This is a genomic window from Bradyrhizobium yuanmingense (assembly GCF_900094575.1).
In the GTDB taxonomy this organism is placed as follows: Bacteria; Pseudomonadota; Alphaproteobacteria; order Rhizobiales; family Xanthobacteraceae; genus Bradyrhizobium; species Bradyrhizobium yuanmingense.
Genome location: NZ_FMAE01000032.1, coordinates 1 through 16,720 on the forward strand (window position 1 = coordinate 1; position 16,720 = coordinate 16,720).

General features: G+C 60.3%; 16 protein-coding genes, 1 tRNA gene and 3 pseudogenes. 10 read left to right on the plus strand and 10 right to left on the minus strand.

Translation table 11 applies throughout. The features are described from left to right. From GA0061099_RS43255 to GA0061099_RS41690, 4 genes are all read right to left on the minus strand, one after another. Positions 1-174, minus strand: a 174-nt coding sequence (locus tag GA0061099_RS43255) for a transposase (protein ID WP_141697775.1), incomplete at its 3' end; no start/stop codon positions are given. 520 nt (positions 175-694) lie between these two features. Further along, positions 695-949: a hypothetical protein gene (locus GA0061099_RS36730; RefSeq protein ID WP_074448506.1), complete on the minus strand. Its 255-nt coding sequence runs from the start codon at positions 947-949 to the stop codon at positions 695-697. A gap of 100 nt (positions 950-1,049) precedes the next feature. Next, positions 1,050-2,186: an AAA family ATPase gene (locus GA0061099_RS36735; protein ID WP_074448507.1), complete on the minus strand. Its 1,137-nt coding sequence runs from the start codon at positions 2,184-2,186 to the stop codon at positions 1,050-1,052. Continuing rightward, on the minus strand, positions 2,183-3,730 hold the full coding sequence (locus GA0061099_RS41690; protein ID WP_074448508.1) for a hypothetical protein: 1,548 nt from the start codon (positions 3,728-3,730) through the stop codon (positions 2,183-2,185). The genes GA0061099_RS36735 and GA0061099_RS41690 overlap by 4 nt, the downstream gene beginning before the upstream one ends. Positions 3,731-3,877: 147 nt before the next feature. Here GA0061099_RS41690 and GA0061099_RS36745 point away from each other — a divergent pair, with 147 nt between their 5' ends. Genes GA0061099_RS36745 through GA0061099_RS36755 form a run of 3 tightly spaced genes read left to right on the plus strand, consistent with a single transcriptional unit; the run spans position 3,878 to position 5,922 of the window. Then, positions 3,878-4,249, plus strand: a complete 372-nt coding sequence (locus GA0061099_RS36745; RefSeq protein WP_074448509.1) for a type II toxin-antitoxin system RelE/ParE family toxin — start codon at positions 3,878-3,880, stop codon at positions 4,247-4,249. Further along, positions 4,246-4,587, plus strand: a complete 342-nt coding sequence (locus GA0061099_RS36750) for a helix-turn-helix domain-containing protein (protein ID WP_083235172.1) — start codon at positions 4,246-4,248, stop codon at positions 4,585-4,587. Before GA0061099_RS36745 ends, GA0061099_RS36750 begins: the two co-directional genes overlap by 4 nt. Positions 4,588-4,608: 21 nt before the next feature. Then, complete coding sequence (locus GA0061099_RS36755) at positions 4,609-5,922, plus strand: DUF2130 domain-containing protein (protein ID WP_074448511.1); 1,314 nt, start codon at positions 4,609-4,611, stop codon at positions 5,920-5,922. Positions 5,923-6,120: 198 nt separating this feature from the next. On the opposite strand, the gene GA0061099_RS36760 is transcribed toward GA0061099_RS36755, so the two are convergent. The 5 genes from GA0061099_RS36760 to GA0061099_RS36775 form a co-directional block, all read right to left on the minus strand. Further along, the gene (locus tag GA0061099_RS36760; RefSeq protein ID WP_074448512.1) at positions 6,121-6,669 is read right to left on the minus strand and encodes a hypothetical protein; all 549 of its coding nucleotides are present in this window, start codon (positions 6,667-6,669) and stop codon (positions 6,121-6,123) included. A gap of 99 nt (positions 6,670-6,768) precedes the next feature. Continuing rightward, the gene (locus GA0061099_RS36765; protein WP_074448513.1) at positions 6,769-7,239 is read right to left on the minus strand and encodes a DUF6998 domain-containing protein; all 471 of its coding nucleotides are present in this window, start codon (positions 7,237-7,239) and stop codon (positions 6,769-6,771) included. A 26-nt stretch (positions 7,240-7,265) separates the two neighbouring features. Next, positions 7,266-7,376: transfer RNA gene (locus GA0061099_RS41695), tRNA-OTHER, on the minus strand. A 7-nt stretch (positions 7,377-7,383) separates the two neighbouring features. Beyond that, positions 7,384-7,551 (minus strand): hypothetical protein, encoded by a 168-nt coding sequence (locus GA0061099_RS41915; protein WP_199751065.1) that lies wholly within the window; start codon positions 7,549-7,551, stop codon positions 7,384-7,386. A gap of 619 nt (positions 7,552-8,170) precedes the next feature. Beyond that, positions 8,171-8,908: a DUF3800 domain-containing protein gene (locus GA0061099_RS36775; protein WP_074448514.1), complete on the minus strand. Its 738-nt coding sequence runs from the start codon at positions 8,906-8,908 to the stop codon at positions 8,171-8,173. Positions 8,909-9,134: 226 nt separating this feature from the next. Here GA0061099_RS36775 and GA0061099_RS42450 point away from each other — a divergent pair, with 226 nt between their 5' ends. From GA0061099_RS42450 to GA0061099_RS36785, 4 genes and pseudogenes are all read left to right on the plus strand, one after another. Beyond that, a complete protein-coding gene (locus GA0061099_RS42450; RefSeq protein WP_244621039.1) occupies positions 9,135-10,853 on the plus strand; it encodes a DEAD/DEAH box helicase in 1,719 nt (572 codons plus the stop codon). Positions 10,854-10,876: 23 nt separating this feature from the next. Next, positions 10,877-11,188 (plus strand): hypothetical protein, encoded by a 312-nt coding sequence (locus tag GA0061099_RS42455; protein WP_244621038.1) that lies wholly within the window; start codon positions 10,877-10,879, stop codon positions 11,186-11,188. A 143-nt stretch (positions 11,189-11,331) separates the two neighbouring features. Beyond that, a complete protein-coding gene (locus tag GA0061099_RS42460) occupies positions 11,332-12,369 on the plus strand; it encodes a hypothetical protein (protein ID WP_244621037.1) in 1,038 nt (345 codons plus the stop codon). A 240-nt stretch (positions 12,370-12,609) separates the two neighbouring features. Further along, positions 12,610-12,774: pseudogene (locus tag GA0061099_RS36785) on the plus strand (IS481 family transposase); the annotation flags it as partial. 71 nt (positions 12,775-12,845) lie between these two features. On the opposite strand, the pseudogene GA0061099_RS39560 reads toward GA0061099_RS36785, so the two are convergent. Continuing rightward, positions 12,846-14,063: pseudogene (locus GA0061099_RS39560) on the minus strand (IS256 family transposase). 35 nt (positions 14,064-14,098) lie between these two features. Between GA0061099_RS39560 and GA0061099_RS36800 the strand changes: the two are divergent. The 3 genes and pseudogenes from GA0061099_RS36800 to GA0061099_RS42465 all read left to right on the plus strand — a co-directional run. Continuing rightward, positions 14,099-14,323, plus strand: coding sequence for an integrase core domain-containing protein (locus GA0061099_RS36800; protein WP_083235173.1), 225 nt, complete (start codon positions 14,099-14,101; stop codon positions 14,321-14,323). Positions 14,324-14,542: 219 nt separating this feature from the next. Beyond that, positions 14,543-16,024 (plus strand): hypothetical protein, encoded by a 1,482-nt coding sequence (locus GA0061099_RS36805; RefSeq protein ID WP_074448517.1) that lies wholly within the window; start codon positions 14,543-14,545, stop codon positions 16,022-16,024. Between the two features lie 323 nt (positions 16,025-16,347). Beyond that, positions 16,348-16,720, plus strand: a pseudogene (locus GA0061099_RS42465) (Ulp1 family isopeptidase); the annotation flags it as partial.

Sequence of the window (16,720 nt, forward strand, 5' to 3'; positions counted from 1 at the left end):
AAAGGCCCGGGCCGCCTGGTCCAGCAGCTGCTTCTTCCAGGCATAGATCTGGTTCGGGTGAACCTCATAGCGCTGGGCCAGATCGGCCACCGTCGTCTGCTCCCGCACGGCTTCCAGCGCGATCTTTGCCTTCAGTGCCGCGTCGATCTTGCGTCTCGTCTTCGTTGTCATCATGCGCTCCGTCTATCAAACGGAGCAGCCCCTTCCAACTAAGCACGTGGTCCCACAATCGGGGTCCATTTCAGACCGAGATCGGCGCAATTCCCTCTGTAAGCGCGGCCCATTTGTCCGTTCTTGTTATGCCCCAGGCGTACTTTCGATTGTAACGATACAGTCAACCGTTGATGGTCGGGGGCCCAATGTCAAAGCCGAGGTGGGCGCCGCACCATGCGAAGTGGGGGCCAGTCAAACCAGATTCTGGCCCATTTGGCATGCGAACAAGGACTGCGAAATAACGGGTATTCGGTTTGTAGGTGCGGTTCTTTCCGGATAGCTACAAGTATTGGCCGCCGGTCAAGAAGCGGACCCGATTTTCGTACCGGCGGGCATGAAGGCTCGATCTGTCCAAACTCGGATACACCAGAGCGATCCCGCGTGCTGAAGGCCACAAAGATTGCGATATCTGCGGCGACCGGATTCCACCTGAGGGCAATTACTCGCGGGAAAGCCGTCGACCACTGCCAGACAGCAGTACTCAATTTGCTGGCCGGTTTACGTACATGATGTAGAGCTGCGGCGCCGCCCAGCCTTTGACCTTGCCATCCGTGATGGCCATTTGCCCGGCGGTGAAATCAACGGGCTTAAGACTCGACGACGAGACGAACGAACAGCCATTCTTCTGCGCGATATTGCGCGCAATATCCATATTCAACTTCACGCCAGCGCCGGCAGCCTGGTTGAGGTCGGTCCAGAAGTCGTTGGCCACGACCGGAGAGCGGCACAGGAACATGCCGGCGCCCCGCAAAGCTCGGTGCTGTTCCGCAACAAAGCCAGAGCAAGGGCAGCCAGATCCGCAGCTTCATGTCTGCACCAGAGCTGTCAGCTGACGGTCAATCAAGAACGTCGGCCGCCATCGGCCCGTCTTCATAGGCCTGGCCTTCTTTTTCCAGCGTTTTCCGCCGGGTGTTCGCCGCAGTGACATACGAGGTGAGCTTATCGAGGTCGGCCTTGATATCCGCAAACTTGGGAAGATCAGCCGGCACGCCCGCCGCCTGGTCATGGCCCGAATATTTCGAGCATCGCGTCATACCAGCATAGATCGCCTCGTAGTCTGACTTGTCGACGTGGGCGGCCCTCAGCCTCATCGTCGCGACATTGGGCCGGAAGCGGCCGACAACGCCAGCGAACAGGATTTCCTCTATTGCGTGCTCCCATGTCTCGCGCATTTTGGTGTAGACATCCGTCACAAACGAACGATTGGCTTCGTCGGCTTCCGAATAGGTTGCCCTCTTCTTTTGGAGCCGGTCGTCGATGATCGACAGCCGCTTGGTCACTCCCATGGAAATCCATGGCTGCTGGTTGTTGTCGATGATCCCGAACCGCCCATCACCGTGCTTGGCGATCCATTCCTCCCGCACGCGCACCTTCAGCTCGTGGGCCGCTTCAAGGACGGCGTAGTGGAAGAACAGGTTGTGCGTGAAGATGATCACCTGCCTGCCGGCAGCGGCCTCCTTCACCAGTCGCCTTGCGACGGCCTCCATGCGGGCGTGGTCTAGCGACGATACCGGGTCATCGACGACGATCCCGTGCCGGGCGCCGACTTCCTTCAGCTCCGCGAGGAAGCCCGCGAGCGCTAGCGCCCGCTTCTCTCCTTCGCTCAGGATCTCGCTGTTCTTGCCGACCTTCTGCTGGGCCTCTAGCCCGATATGAACCTTGCTCTTGCCCACCTCGCCACGGTCGGCGAGCTTGAGCGGCAGATGCTGCAGATCAAGCGCAACGATCTCGTCCTGAAGGCTGGTTTGCAGCGACGTGGTCAGAACCTTGCGCCTGATGCGTGTGATGTGGGAGGTGACGCTGGCGACGGCACAGGCCGCCGCGCACGCCTTGGTCTTCACGAGCAAGTCAAGCGCGTTGCGCCGGGCCACGAACGTCTCGATGTCGGCGGAGAACTTCTTCCGCGCCTCCAGTTCATCCAGCTCCTGCTGGCGCCGCTGGCGCTTGGAGGTGTCATCTGCCGAAGGCTTCAATGCCTCGATTTCCTTAACGAGGACAGCCACTTCGCCCAGCAGTTCGTCAATCGCTGACCGGTCGAGATCCGCGAGACCGTCAAGACGCGCGTAGTCGACGGCCCTGACGGCTGCACAGACCAGGGCTCCTGGCTGGCCACATAAAACCGCTCCATCCTGTCGGCCAGGGCCTGACGCGGCTTCGAGCCCTCAACGAAATTGACGAGCCTGTCCTTGATGTCCTGACCGCCGGAGATCTTCAGATCGAGGATCGCTTTGGCGATTTCCGCGAACTCGTTCTTCGCGGTCTCGGCATCCGCGTTGGCCCGGCCCTGGACATACTCGTCAAACGCGGCCAAGCGTGCCTGGGCCGGACCGTCGAGCGGCTGATGGCAGAGGACGCAGGTGCCGGCCGTCGCCAGCTGCGGCGGTTCGGCGGCCGGGTATGCTTCGGCCGCGAAATCGCGCGCGTACATCAGCATCTGACGCCAGGTGGCACTACCCAACTGCGGAACAGCTGATTCTGCCGCCAGGGCGGCAGCGGCGGCCTTGGCGGCCTCGCGTGTCGACGCCGCCTTTTGCTGAGCCTGCTTCAGTCTCGCCAGGCCCGCGTTGCCGATCGCATCGAAGATCGCATCGGCATTGGCTACCAACTCTTGGACCGCCGACTTGCTGGCCTCCTTCACCCGCGTCAGGAGGACCGGGTCACGGCCGAGCTCTTGCTTGATCGCCTGAAGATCGGCCTCCTCCCTGTCACTCCAGGTCGCCAAAGCCCGCATGGCCTCTTCGCTGGGCAGCTGCTGATCCGGCTTTAGGTTCGCCAACAGCGCCGCGATTTTGGTGCGCTTGTCATATCCGAGCGGCAGCGGCGCCTGGTGCGCCTTGGTCAGGCGCGCTTCTTCCGCCTTGAAGCGGCTGTCCAGGGTGCGCAGCACCTCAGCGAGATTGGTCAGCAGGGCTAGCTCGAACGGCAGAAACTCGATATTGCGCTCGGCGTCGACATACAGGCCGGCGGCATCGCTGTCGAAGACGGAGATTCTGCCGAGTTCCGGCGGCGGCGCGCTACGATCATCCCAAACCACGGTGCGCTTGTTATCGCCATCGACGCGGAAGGTCAGGGTCACCTCACGGGGATCGGACGATTCCGGCTCGAACACATTGCCCCGCAACGTCACGTCATGCAGGCAGTGGCAGATTTTCTTGGCAATGCGGCAATAGCCGCTCTTGCCCGAACCGTTGGGCCCGTAAATGAGCGTCACGCCGTTGATCGCGAACTTCAGCGGCGGCTGCTCGGCGGCCAACCGGTCGATGTTGCGTAGCGGACCAATGGAGCCCAGAACAGTCACCGGCGCGAACCGGTTACCCGCCTTCAGGCGGGTCTTGGTCAATGCGGGCCACGTTGGCGGCTTTTCATTGGAAAACCCAGCTGCGGCTCGAACGGCCTGCTCAAGCTGGTTGAATTCATCGGGGTCCAGCGACGGTCTTGCGCTCAAGAGACGGATGGCTTCCTGTTGCCAGAGCGGGCGTGCAGCGCACCAGTCAAACAGATCGTCGTCGCCGGCCATGGGGGCTCCGGGAAAAATTGTATGAGGGGCAATGCAAAATCATTAATTGTGGCAATGGAGGGTGGCTCGTTTCTGTTGTCAAGCGCCCTGTCCCCTCACCTTCGTTGGATCGTTGACAGCGACCTATAGGTATATTACTATAATCCCGTGAATGATCTACTGCGCACGGTCAAGCCCACGGTTTTCGTGGGTTCGAGCAAGAAGGACCTGCGGGCTTTTCCCGCGGCTGTCCGAAGCGAGATCGGCCAGTCACTTTTCGAAGCGCAGCTCGGTGAACACCCGCGCAACGCCAAGCCCCTTAAAGGCTTGAGCGGGGTTCTGGAGATTCGCGACAACTTTGACGGCGATACCTATCGAACCGTCTACACAACGCGGCTGGAGGGCGTCCTGTACGTCCTGCACGCGTTTCAGAAAAAGTCCACCGGCGGCATTGCGACACCGCAGCGGCACATTGACCTGGTGCGCCAGCGTCTGCGGGACGCCGAAGCGATCCATAAGGCAACAAAGGGAGATCGATGATGAGCACGAAGAATAAGCTGCCTGCCCATAGCCGGGGCACCGGCAACATTTTCGCTGACCTCGGCCTGCCAAACGCCGAGGAGCACCAGCTCAAGGCTGCCCTAGTCGTGCAGTTGAAACGGCTGATGGAAGAGCGGGAGATTACGCAGACCGATGCCGCCAAGCTGGTCGAGATGAAGCAACCGGACCTGTCCAAGCTGCTCCGGGGCCATTTCAAGCTGGTTTCGGTGGAAAAGCTGATGCGAATGCTGACAGCGTTCGATCAGGATGTCGAAATAACGGTAAAGCCGCACAGAAAGCGTGGAGAGGCTGGCCGGATCACGTTTATTCCGGCTTAAGGCGACGGAACGGGAGGGTTCATGACATTCAACGCAACCGTGGCTGGGGCCGCGCATGAACCCATCCTTCACTGTCCCAATTGCAACCACGAGATCCGGGTTACGGAATCCCTCGCCGCCCCCCTTCTGGCGGAGACCCGCCAGCGTTTTCAGGAACAGCTTGCCAGCAAGGACGCGGAGGTCGCGCGCAGGTCTGATGAATTGCGCCAGCAGCGCGAGCAGCTGGAGAAGGAGCGCGAGACGCTCGATGACCAGGTCAAGCAACGCCTCGCGACAGAGCGGAGCCAGCTGGTTGCCATCGAAGCCAAGAAGGCACGTGAGGCCGCCTCGGCTGAGCTTGCGACAAAGGCCAGCGAGAACGCCGAGCTTCGCCAGATGCTCGATGGCAACAATGCCAAGCTGGCGGAAGCGCAACAGGCCCACGCCGAAGTGATGCGCAAGCAGCGGGCGCTGGATGACGAGAAGCGCGAGCTGGACCTCACGATCGAAAAGCGCGTGCAGGCCTCGGTCGAGCAAATCCATGCCAAGGCCCGGCAAGAAGCCGATGAAGCCGCGCGGCTGCGGGTCGCGGAGAAAGACCAGACCATCGAGTCGACGACGCGGACCATCGAGGAGCTGAAACGCAAGGCCGAGCAAGGATCACAGCAGTCCCAGGGTGAGGTCCTCGAACTTGAGTTGGAGGAGCTTCTGCGCGGACGTTTTCCGACGGACACCATCGAACCGGTCGGCAAGGGGGAGCTTGGGGCCGACGTTGTCCAGCAGGTGAATGGCCAGATTGGCCAGCCCGCCGGCATGATCCTTTGGGAGACCAAGCGCACGAAAGCCTGGAGCGATGGCTGGCTGGCCAAGCTGCGTGACGATCAGCGCCGTTCCGGCGCGGACGCCGCGCTCATCATCTCCCATGCCCTGCCCAAGCATATCGAGCAGTTTGACTTGGTTGACGGCGTGTGGGTGGCCCATCCGCGCTGCGCACTGCCGGTTGCCGTGGCGCTGCGCCAAGGCCTTATCGACGTGAGCAGCTCGCGCCTGGTCCAGCAAGGGCAGCAAACAAAGATGGAGCAGGTCTACAACTACCTGACGGGGACGAAATTCAAGCAGCGCGTGGAGGCCGTTGTCGAGAAGTTCAACGATATGCGTGACGATCTCGACAAGGAACGCAAATTCATGGGGCGCCAGTGGGCCAAGCGGGAGACACAGATATTGGCCGTTATCGACTCTACGGTCGGAATGGTTGGATACCTTCAGGCGATCGCTGGCAAGGCGATGCCGGAGATCCCGAGCTTAGACCTTCCGCTGCTGGAGAATGGAATCGACACCGAACGAGAGGCCGGATGAGGATCACTACGTTTTCAGCGAATTCTCGGCGATGCGGTGCGCGCTGCCTATGGCATGTCGAAGAAGGCGGATGTACTGGAATTCTGCTCGAGCTGAATGAATCTGTCGTAGCTGCCGAAGCCGATGGCAAGCCCGTCGTCGGCCCAGGCATCCCGCCTTCAGCGAAGAAGCTGAAGGATTTGATCACAACCGACAAGCTTACGATGTGACGGCCGTAGCGGGTTGCTTTGAGTAAGCCGCCGACCATTTCGTCAGCCTTTCCGATAGCCATTTCTGGCCGTCTACGGCGGCTTGCACCATGTCTAAGAACTCGGAGCGGTCGACCACGCTCAACATGAGGCCGTGTTTCGGCAGCGGTTGTCCGGCTTTTTTTGCATCGTTGGTGTTCTTGTTCGCGAAGACATAGACGTCCTCGTTTGGATACCGCTTTGCCGCAGCATGGCCGGCGAGATTGCGAAACCCGCGAAACTTCGAAATCGCCGTGAGCCAGGTGAAGATTTCCTCGATGGGTTCGATCTTCGGGTCGAGGGCCCTTACCACGTTGGAGAGCGCGTCGGCCAACGACGAATCCGGTATCTTCGGATAGTCCTTCTTCCACTTCTCGGGAAGCTTGCCGGCAAGCTCAAATAGCTCAAGCACCCGACGCAGGTTGAGGTCTATGAAACAGAAGCACTGGATTAGGCGACCGAAGCACCGCAAATCCGTGCCTTCAAGTTCGGGCAACGCCGCGATTTCCGCGCCGGGCATCTTGCTCAGGGCATCGGATATGGCGGTGACCTTCTCGGTGCTTATTTCATCAGGCAGCGCCCTTGCTGTTCCCCCCCGCGAGCCCTTGGCTCCCTCCCATCATGCCAGCGGCCACACAGCCTTTGCGAGCCGTTTGAAATCCCCGACGCTCAAAGCACCGCGCTCGTTGCGCGCTTTCGAACCCGGTTCTTTCAGCCGGGCAACGACCTTGTCGTAGCCGGCCTCCCACATGCCGACCGGCTCAAGTGTAACGTTGTCGAGCACGACCAAAAGAACCACATCGCAGTCCGCGTTTTCTTTGATCCCGCCGAGGCGCTGGCTCGGCTTGGAGTCCTCGCCAAACGCTCGTCCCTTGATTTGGATTCGCACGTCGCCATCCGGCGTTTTGCGGACGGCATCGTACCCCGATGTCCGCGCCGGGGTCAGCTCCAGCTGCAGCTTTTCAGCGGCGACGTACTCGGCGACCTCGCCGGTCACCCCCAGGGGCTTGCCGGTGAGCCGGTAAAACTCGGCCGCCAGCGGTTTCACCGTGGCGAGTATCTGCTTCACGCGCTCCGCGTGATCTTCCATTGAACGGCCTCTTCCATTCGAAAACGTGGGCGCGCCGGCAGGACTTGAACCTGCAACCCCCTGCCCTTACTCTCCGAGTTGTCTAGGCTTGGATTTCAAAGACCGACAGGGCTCTGTCCGATTGAGATTACGGCGCGTAACTGGTCAGGCGCCCCCCTTCGGCACGACGGTCAGCTTGGGCTTGCCCTTACGGCCGGCCCTCGGGGCCTTCGCCGCGGCCTTAATCAGCCCGTCGAGATGATAGATGTTGGTCATGCTGCCGGTGCTCGAATTGCGCCGCTCTTCCCGCCGGATCAGCTTGGCAGCCTCCATGGCAGCAATCCGCCGCTGGACGGTGCGCGGTTCAACATCCATCGCCGCAGCAATGGTCCGCTTCGAGGGAAACGGCTTGCCTTCCGCCGTTCACCAGTAGGAGGCGATGTGCAGGATGATGTTGACGTCGATCGCATCCAGCCCCAGCGCGCGCTGCCGTTCAAAAATCACGTTCGGCAATGCCGTCCAGCCCGCCTTCATCAGCGGCGCCGTCCATTTTTTTCGTTGACTTTGAGCTGCGCGACTTCTGGTGCTGCGGCTGTGGTGGTCATGACACGCTCCGAAAAACGATCTACCCGCAATATGCGTAGAACTTCCGAGACTGCAAATCCGCGGGGGAGACGCTGGGGTCTCCCCCTTATGGTCTTGGCGTACTGCCAATTGGCTCTGACAACTGCGTATGGTTAGGCGATGTACTAATCTGGGAGGCGAGACGGTCTCCCGGCCGGGAGGTCTCAGCGACCTCCCCGGAAGACATGGTGATCTCCCCCGGGAGGCACAACGGTCTCGGGGAGTCCTTGACTTTTAGGACGTTTTGTCCTATCTAGACATTAAATGGATTGGGAATGCTCGATCGGCGCTGGGCCTCGGTGAACACCGGGGCCCTTCGCTTTTGGACCTACGGGAAGACCTTGAGGCCGTAGCCCTCGATCTTACCGTTCGGGGCGGCCCGAAATTTGGATTTCAGGGCATCATAGGCTCGGTTCGGCTGATCGGGCTTGATGACTTGGCGGCCGATCGGGTGCCCCACCAGGTCGGCCAGCTGCAGACCGGTCGAATTGTGCTTCTTATCCATGAAGCGGATGTCGAGGTTCGGCATTTTCCCGACCGCATTCGCGCCATCGCAGATGCGGCGAAACTCCAGCTCCAGCCTGGCGTCTTCCGTCCTGCCGCGGCATTCCACCTGAAGGTGGGTCATCTTGGCGGCCTGGTTCTTCTCCATGAGCAGGCGTTGAAGCCGCTCCATGCAAAACCCCAGCGCGATGCTGTAGGGATCGGCCGGTGCGCTGTACTTCTCGACATGCTTTTTCTTGTCGATGACCGCAGCAATGAGCGTGAACTCGGCCTCGCCGATAAGGGCGGTTACGCGGTCGATGAAAGAAGCCCGGGTTTTCGGATTGAGCAGGATGTTGAAGTCGCCGGTCGCCTTGCGCATCTCGTGACCGTGCAGCACGACGCTGTCATGGCCCCAGAAATCGAACTTCAGCCGCTGGAAAGCCGGTACGACCGTTTCGATGTACTTGGCCTTTTCGACCACGCAGAACGCCAGCACAAAGACCGGGTGGTCCGGGTTGATGTTCGTAAGGCCGTGATCGCCGCTCTCGTCGACGTAGACAATATATTCGCTGTAATCCATGGCCGCATACTATCCGAGCGAGGAAAGACCCGCAGCCCAAGTGGCTTGTAGATAATCGCTTTTTGCGATTGCGCCGGCCTGCAATCTAACCGCGAATCGTCCCCCAACGCCCGTTTTCAGTGTAAGCTGGACCAATGGAATCACCAAGGGATCGAATTCTCGGGCGGGGGCGGCAACAAGCGTGAGCTTGATCAGCAAATGGCGGCGACCGGTCGTTTTGCCGGCCATGCCCGAACGTCGGCTTGCGGCGGGCAAGAACTCTGTCACGCAGACTGTCTTCCCGCAGGCAACGGTTTCAGCCCTGTTCTTCGATTCCCAGTACAACGGCCACGACCTGATCAGGCTCGACCTGGCGCCGCCGTTCAACGAGATGCTGATCCGCCTGCCGAAGGCGCACCGGGTCGATAGTCCGCTGCCGGTCCTGACCGCGCTCGATCCCGGTCAATACGGCGATGCCACGACGCCGCTTGAGCTGAAATGGGATCGCCTTGGTGCCCTGGAGAACTGGGCAGATACCCCCGAGAAGGTCCGGGCATCCTGGCGCAACAAATTCACCTTCGCGGTCGAAGACCTCGAAACCGATGCGCCGGGACTTCGCCTGCCGCAGATCGGCGCGCTCCATGCGATCGCCGCTCACTTCTCGGTGGGGTCGGATTTCGAGCCGGCAACGGTGGTCTTGCCGACCGGCACGGGCAAAACCGAAACCATGCTCGCAAGCCTCGTCTGCAGTCGCGAACGCAGGATGCTGGTGTTGGTGCCCAGCTCGGTTCTTCGCAACCAGATCGCGGGGAAGTTCTCCACGCTGGGTGTCTTGCCGGCAGCCGGCGCCATCCCCATCGAGCTGGCGCGGCCGTTCGTCGCCAAGATCACGAAGGGCATCGAGAGCGCGGCAGCCGCCGGCCGCATCGTCGAAACGTCAAATGTCATCGTCGCTACGCCAGATATCCTCAAGGCATCCGCGCCGGCCGCGCTGGAACGGCTCCTCAAAGGCTGCTCTACGCTCGTCGTGGATGAGGCCCACCACATCACTGCCACGACCTGGAAAGAAGTGCGGGACAAGTTCGAGTCGAAGAAGATCCTGCAGTTCACGGCGACGCCCTTCCGCCGCGATGAGCGGAAGGTCGACGGCAAGATCATCTTCAACTTCAAGCTTGGTGACGCCCAGCAGGCGGGCTACTACAGGCCGATCAACCTCCGTAGCATCGAAGAATTCGGCGACCAGGAGACACGCGACCGCAGAATCGCGGCGGAGGCGGTTGCGGTGCTACGACGTGATCGAAGCGAGCAGGGCCGCGATCATCTCCTCATGGCCAGGACCCGCAGCAAGGAGCGCGCGCAGGAAGTCTGGCGCGAGTACAAAAAGCTTGCTCCGGAGATGAAGCCGGTCCTGGTCTATTCGGGGCCGAACCGCAAGGCTGCGAACGCGAAGTCCTTGGCGCAACTCTATGATCGCGGCCAGAACGGCTCGCGTATCGTTGTCTGCGTCGACATGCTCGGTGAAGGGGTCGATCTGCCCAACCTGAAGATCGCCGCGCTCCACGACACACACAAATCCCTGGCGGTCACGCTGCAGTTTATCGGCCGCATCACGCGCAAGGGCGATGCCTCGATCGGCGAAGCCACGGTCGTCACAAATATCGCCGACCCCGAGGCCGAAAAGAAGCTCGGCAGCCTCTACGCCGAAGGGGCGGATTGGGACAAAATCATCCGTCGCCTCAGCGAGGAACGGATCGAGCAGGAATTGCGCCTGCAGGATGTGGTCGCCGGCCTGAAGGGCAAAGGCACGCTGCATGCGCACATTTCGCTGTGGAACCTACGCCCGCGCCTCTCGACCCAGATTTATCGCACATCGTGCGCCAAGTGGATTCCAACGGAGTACGTCAAGGTTCTTAAGTCCAAGGACCAGACCTGGTACGCGCTCGATGAAACCCAGACCTGCTTGTAGGCCTGGTCTACCGCGAAGACGCGGTGGACTGGGGTAACTTTCAGTCGCTCGAGGACACGAGCTACATCCTGCTAGTGATGTGGTGGGACAAGCCAAATGGCGCCCTATTCATTTATGCCAGTGACTATGATGCTTTGCGCACCGAGCAGCTGGCATGTCACGTAACGGGCGATAAGGCCCGCCTGCTGTCGGGCACCCCGATCTTCCAAATTTTGAATAACGTCGGGCTGCCTCTCGCGAAAAGTCTGGGTTCATCGCGCGTGGGCGCGATCAGCTTCACGTCCTATTTCGGCGTGAAGGCCTCGCCAGCATCGAGAAGGCGGAGTCCGAGCTGAACAACATCGCCTGCCTCGGCTATGAGGATGGCGAGCGGGTTCTTTGGGGTGGCGCCAAACGCAAGGGCAAGGTCTGGCAGCAAAACGCCGGAACGCTTGCGGAATGGGTCGCCTGGTGCGCCCGCACCTGGAAGAAGGTGTCGATGGAGGAAGCGGCCGCGCCGAATATCACGCGGGACTTCCTCCGGCCGATCCGTCTTGCTGCGGCACATACCTCGCACCCCATTGGGGTCGAGTGGGGCGAGCATGCGCAAACCATCGGCGCCGACCAGTATGTGGAGTTCGGCAGCACACAGGTCGCGCTCTATCTCGTTGAACTTGAGATCGCTGCGGTCGATACCGATGGTTCGATCCATATTCGCCTGTCCGCCGACTCGCTGAGCGCGACATATCGGCTGACGATTTCCAGCAGTCTCCCGGCCGGCTATTCGCACACCAAGATTGCTGGTCCGGATGTGCAGTTCAAAAAATCAAATGGTGTCGTCGCTCCGCTGCCCGAACATCTCGTCGTCGATCCTTTGATTGTCCGCTACGCGGATGGCACCTATTCCTACAACTGCTATCGCATCCCGGCCAATCTGGACGCAGGCAAATTCCCGGTGGCGCGGCTGGAATCCTGGACGTGGAAGGGCATCCCGCTGAATCGCGAGTCGATGGGCAAGAGCAGGGCGAAGGACACCATTCAGTATAAAGCCTACCAGCAACTGCATGCCGAGTTCGATCTGGTCTTCAATGATGATGGATCGGGGGAAGCGGCCGACCTGGTGGGCCTGAAGGACATCGACGAGCAAACCATCGCCCTTTGCCTCGTCCACTGCAAAAACGCGCACGGGGGCGAGGTCTCCGCAGATATCCGCAACTTCTATACGGTGTGTGGGCAGGCGCAGAAGTCGGTCAGCGTCAAGCATCGGGGCATGTCGCGCCTGTATAATGACCTGAAGCGCCGCCACGACCTTTGGATAAAGGGCGGCAGCTCCCGCTTCCTGAAAGGCGACATCAAGCAGCTGGCCTACTTCCGGGACAAATCGAGGCGCGCCTCGATCAACTTCGAGGTCATCATCATCCAACCCGGCGCCTCGGTCGCAGCCATCAACGACGACGCGCTCAAGCTTCTCGCGACCACCGAGCTTTACCTCAAGAAAACCGCCGCCGCGGGCTTTCGCGTGATTCTGTCACCTTAGGCCTTCAGCGCCGGCTTTTCACAAAACGCCGCATGTTGTCGTTGCCAACGATGCGGACGATCGCCCAAGGAAGCGTCCCCAGCGCGCGGTAATCCACGATAAGGCTCCGTTCCAGCAAATAGTGGGCCACCGGATTTAAGCGTCGGGCCTCCCAGCCGTAGCGATTCGCAATTGACGCACAATCTGTTTAGTCCCAGACTTTGATGGTGCACCCTTGTCGCACGATTCGAAGGAAGCGCTATGGGACAGATTTTACACGGCTGCGCCACCACGACGGAGGCAGTCCGTCGAGCAATACAAAATAGTCAAGAGAGCCTGAGAGGTCTCGCCAAGCGCTACGGGATCAACCAGAAGACTGTCGCGAAGTGGAAGCAGCGCGAGACTGTCACCGATCGTTCGACTGGGGAGTGTCAGAAGTTTTGTGTAAGAGCGTCTCTGTGAGGGGGTTGCGGGGTCAGCGGACTGACCCCATGGGGTCAGTCCGCTGAGCCTGCAAAGCGCTCGCCGAACTGGATGGCAAACTGGCCCATTGCGGCCGTCCATGCAACCGGTCGTCGCCAATGGATGCCGGCATTTCTGATGGCGAGGTAAAGCAGCTTCATCGCCGCCTCGTCGTTGGGGAAGCTGCCGCGTGTTTTGATGATCTTGCGCAGCGAACGGTTCAGCGCCTCGACCGCGTTGGTGGTATAGATCATTTTGCGTATCTCCGGCGCGAAGGCGAAGAACGGAATGACGTGCTCCCACGCCCGGCGCCAGGCCGCCCGGGATAGCGCTTGCCCCACTCGGCTTCGAAGTCCTCGAGCCTGAGCAGAGCGGCGTCGGCATTCTCGGCATGATAGATCGCCTTGATCGAGGGAAGGATCGCCTTGCGATCCTTCCAGGACACGAAGGATAGGCTGTTGCGGATCAAATGCACGATGCAGGTCTGGACCATCGCCTTGGGAAAGACGCTGTTGATCGCCTCGGGAAAGCCCTTCAGACCGTCGACGACGGCGATCAGGATGTCGGCGACGCCGCGGTTCCTCAGATCGTTCATGACCTTGAGCCAGAATTTGGCGCCTTCGGTTTGCTCGATCCAAAGCCCGAGCACGTCTTTCTCGCCCGATGCAGTGATGCCCAGCACGACGTAGACTGCCTTGTTCTTGACCATCCCCTCATCGCGAATCTTGACCCTGAGCGCGTCGAAGAAGACCACCGGATAGATCGCTTCCAGCGGCCGGCTCTGCCATTCGCGGACCGTCGAGAATCGCGTCGGTGACCTTGCTGATCAGATCGGGGGACACCTCGGTGCCGTAGAGCTCGGCCAGATGGCCCTGGATCTCCCGTACCGTCATGCCCCGCCCGTAGAGACTGATGATCTTCTCGTCGAAGCCGTCGAAGCGGGTCTGGCCCTTCGCGACGATCACCGGTTCGAACGTGCCGGCGCGGTCGCGCGGCACCTCGATCTCGATCTCGCCGTCGTCCGTGAACAGCGCTTTGCTGCTTGTGCCGTTGCGGCTGTTGCCCGACCCGCGGCCCGCCGGGTCGCCCTTCTCATAGCCAAGGTGGTGGGTCAGCTCCGCACCCAGTGCGCGCTCCAGAAGCGCCTTCTTCAGTCGTCTGAAAAGCCCGTCTTCGCCGGCTAAGTCTTCTGGCTTGAGGCTGCCCCCGGCAAGAAGCTGGTCCAAAATCTCAGGTGAAAAATCCGTAGCCATGTGAGTCTCCTGTCAAAGGTAAACTCACAGAAACCATCTTACACCGAGTTACTGACACCATCCGCGGCTGGCGCGCCGATTATAACTACACACGACCGCACTCACAGCTCGGATGGAAGACACCCTCCGAGTTCGCCTTCACCTGCCACCCGCGCCGGGATCTGGCGCTGCGCTATGCCGATGGCTCCGCGCCAGCTCCCGTCGCTACCACCGCCCAACTGGGCAAATCCAATGGCTTGAGCGAACTCAGAACTGGATAAAATCTGGGGGCAAGGTCATCACCACGATCGCATGACGATCAAGCCCGTTGCCCACATCACGAGGGTCGCATAACATGCATTCCGGAAACGCCGGCCCGACGTGACGTGGTTCAACACTGATCGGGACATCCCCTCGGGAGCATCGATATGTGAGGCAATACGCGCTCTCATCCTGATTGTCGCGCTATAGTGCTCTCTCCCCTGCATCGGAGATCGACCATGACGGGCCGTCCGCTGCATAAAAGCCACCCGGACGACGAGAAGCTTATTTCCGACTTCAAAAGCGAAGCTGAGAAGACTGGTTTTAGCGTAAAACACGTCAGAGACATGGTCGGCCGACTGAATAGCTTCAGCGATTGGTGCCGCACGACTGGGAGGTCGGGAATGGCCGGTCGGCTCGACCGACTGGATGAGGATGTGCAGTCCTATGCGAAACATAAGGGGCTTGATCCCGATGGGATGGGTTCGCTCAAGCGCGTGCTGGAAAAGCTCAGGAATCCCAAGTTGTATCGTGGTGGACGCAAAGGCGACAGTTATCTCAAAGCGCAATGTGCTGAGGACGAGGAGCTTATTAGCGCGGTAAGGACTATATTAGACGTGAATCTGCGGCTGAAAACCATCGCCACTTACGCATCAACGCTTCGCAGGTTCAGTGATTGGCTCTATGGAAACAAAAAGCAGCCTATGGCTGGCCGACTCCACGACGAGGGGCTGACGAAAGATGCTCAAGAGTTCGCGAGGGCCGGCGACAGAACGATCCTCACCGCGTTGACGAGGCTTCGAGCCTCACTCCGTAAGCAAGAAGGTTCGGTCCCGCGGGCGATGGGCTCTCAATCACCGCATGTGGCTCCCTCAGTTCGCGTGGAACGCGGCGCACCAAGTCTGGGCGTGTCAAGTTCTGATACCGAGCCTGGGTTCAAGCCTTCTCCTGAAGACGCAGCACTGATCACGGCGGCGGCTGAGGTCGCTAAGTCGAACATTCGCGTAGGGACGCCCTGGCCTTTTGTAGCAACTCGCAAAAGGCTTAACAGAGAAGTTAAGCATCTTAAGGCGTTCAGCGACTGGCTTAGGAGGACGGGCAGAAGGCCTATAGCCGACCGTCTCCCAGACGCCTCGCTGAACAAAGATGTGATCGCGTTCCATAAAGCCCAACATGCTGACAAGGGCGCCCGCGGGGGCGTCAGCGGTGGCATCAGGATGCTTCGGGACTACGCGAAGGAGCTTGAGGATTTCGCCGCGGACCTGGAACGGCAGCTTGAAACAAACGAGATACCGCCGGCAGCGGGAGAAGGTACCTCCCCGCGGAGGGCGCGTCAGGCGCTCCTCAAGGAGATATTTGGGGAATCGCCGCAATCGGAAACACGACAGCCATCTCCGCAAGCGCACGTCGACGGCTCGGATGTTGATGAAGCCATATCGCCCATGACGCGCGACGATGCTTTCGGTGTATCGATGCTGGACGGGTTACCGCCGCCCGAGTTCGATCACGATGGCCACTCTGTGCCCACCTGTATGGGGGAGCCAGAAGCTGATTTCGGAGCTTACGTTTCCTTGGGTTGGCGCGGCGGCGATGCCCCTGCGCCACTGATCGCCGAACTGAAAAAAAAAAGAACCTGCTGCCGACTTTGTTCCAGGCGCCGGGTCTGCTTATCAACGGTATGCGCTATACCGCGGTCTTGCGGCCGGGTGCAGGACCTGTGACCCCATACAATCCGCAAGGCGATCAAATTAATCTCACGCCAGGAAACGGGTCGTTTGGATCGCACTCTCGATTTAGGCCGATGAATAGGGAGGCGACTGCACGCAATCCTCTGGCCGGTAACGTTTCTCACACTGAGCTCCGCACGGCTGAGGACCGGCGCATTCGTCCCAGGCCGGATCGAACGGGTGGACAGGCCTCCGGATCGGGCAAAAGACCGCAGCTTCCACCGGTACTCGGCCCCGAGCAATGGCTGGACGACGAGCAATGGCTGGGCGACGAGCATATCCAGAGGGACTACGAGCTCCTGACGCAGAAGTTGCAAATGGATCATCCGAATCTTGCCGCCGGAACGCGGTTCGTCGATCCTCTCATCGCCTTTCAGTTGAGTTGGGGCGCCGAGCGCGACGCGCTCAGCGCATGGCAGCGCATCATCTATGATCGGGATCACCATGATGTCGCCCACTTCCTATTCCTGCCAGTGAACGATGCCGGTGCGACCGATCCTAACGGCACCCATTGGTCGCTGCTACTCATAGATCGCCGCCCGGAACGACAGCCCGTCGCCTATCATTACGATTCCGTCCAGGGACACAATGACGGGCCTGCAGAACGGCTCGCGGCACGGCTGGGCGTGACTTCTCTGCAGCGAGCCGGCATGGCCCCGCAGCAGAACAGCTATGATTGCGGGGTGTTCG

Bases quoted from the DNA above. Each gene is read 5' to 3' on its own strand.
- GA0061099_RS36730 (WP_074448506.1), bottom strand. From the start codon at position 949: ATGTTCCTGTGCCGCTCTCCGGTCGTGGCCAACGACTTCTGGACCGAC.
- GA0061099_RS41690 (WP_074448508.1), bottom strand. From the start codon at position 3,730: ATGGCCGGCGACGACGATCTGTTTGACTGGTGCGCTGCACGCCCGCTC.
- GA0061099_RS36750 (WP_083235172.1), top strand. From the start codon at position 4,246: ATGATGAGCACGAAGAATAAGCTGCCTGCCCATAGCCGGGGCACCGGC.
- GA0061099_RS36755 (WP_074448511.1), top strand. From the start codon at position 4,609: ATGACATTCAACGCAACCGTGGCTGGGGCCGCGCATGAACCCATCCTT.
- GA0061099_RS36760 (WP_074448512.1), bottom strand. From the start codon at position 6,669: ATGCCCGGCGCGGAAATCGCGGCGTTGCCCGAACTTGAAGGCACGGAT.
- GA0061099_RS36765 (WP_074448513.1), bottom strand. From the start codon at position 7,239: ATGGAAGATCACGCGGAGCGCGTGAAGCAGATACTCGCCACGGTGAAA.
- GA0061099_RS41915 (WP_199751065.1), bottom strand. From the start codon at position 7,551: ATGGAGGCTGCCAAGCTGATCCGGCGGGAAGAGCGGCGCAATTCGAGC.
- GA0061099_RS36775 (WP_074448514.1), bottom strand. From the start codon at position 8,908: ATGGATTACAGCGAATATATTGTCTACGTCGACGAGAGCGGCGATCAC.
- GA0061099_RS42450 (WP_244621039.1), top strand. From the start codon at position 9,135: ATGCCCGAACGTCGGCTTGCGGCGGGCAAGAACTCTGTCACGCAGACT.
- GA0061099_RS42460 (WP_244621037.1), top strand. From the start codon at position 11,332: ATGGAGGAAGCGGCCGCGCCGAATATCACGCGGGACTTCCTCCGGCCG.
- GA0061099_RS36805 (WP_074448517.1), top strand. From the start codon at position 14,543: ATGACGGGCCGTCCGCTGCATAAAAGCCACCCGGACGACGAGAAGCTT.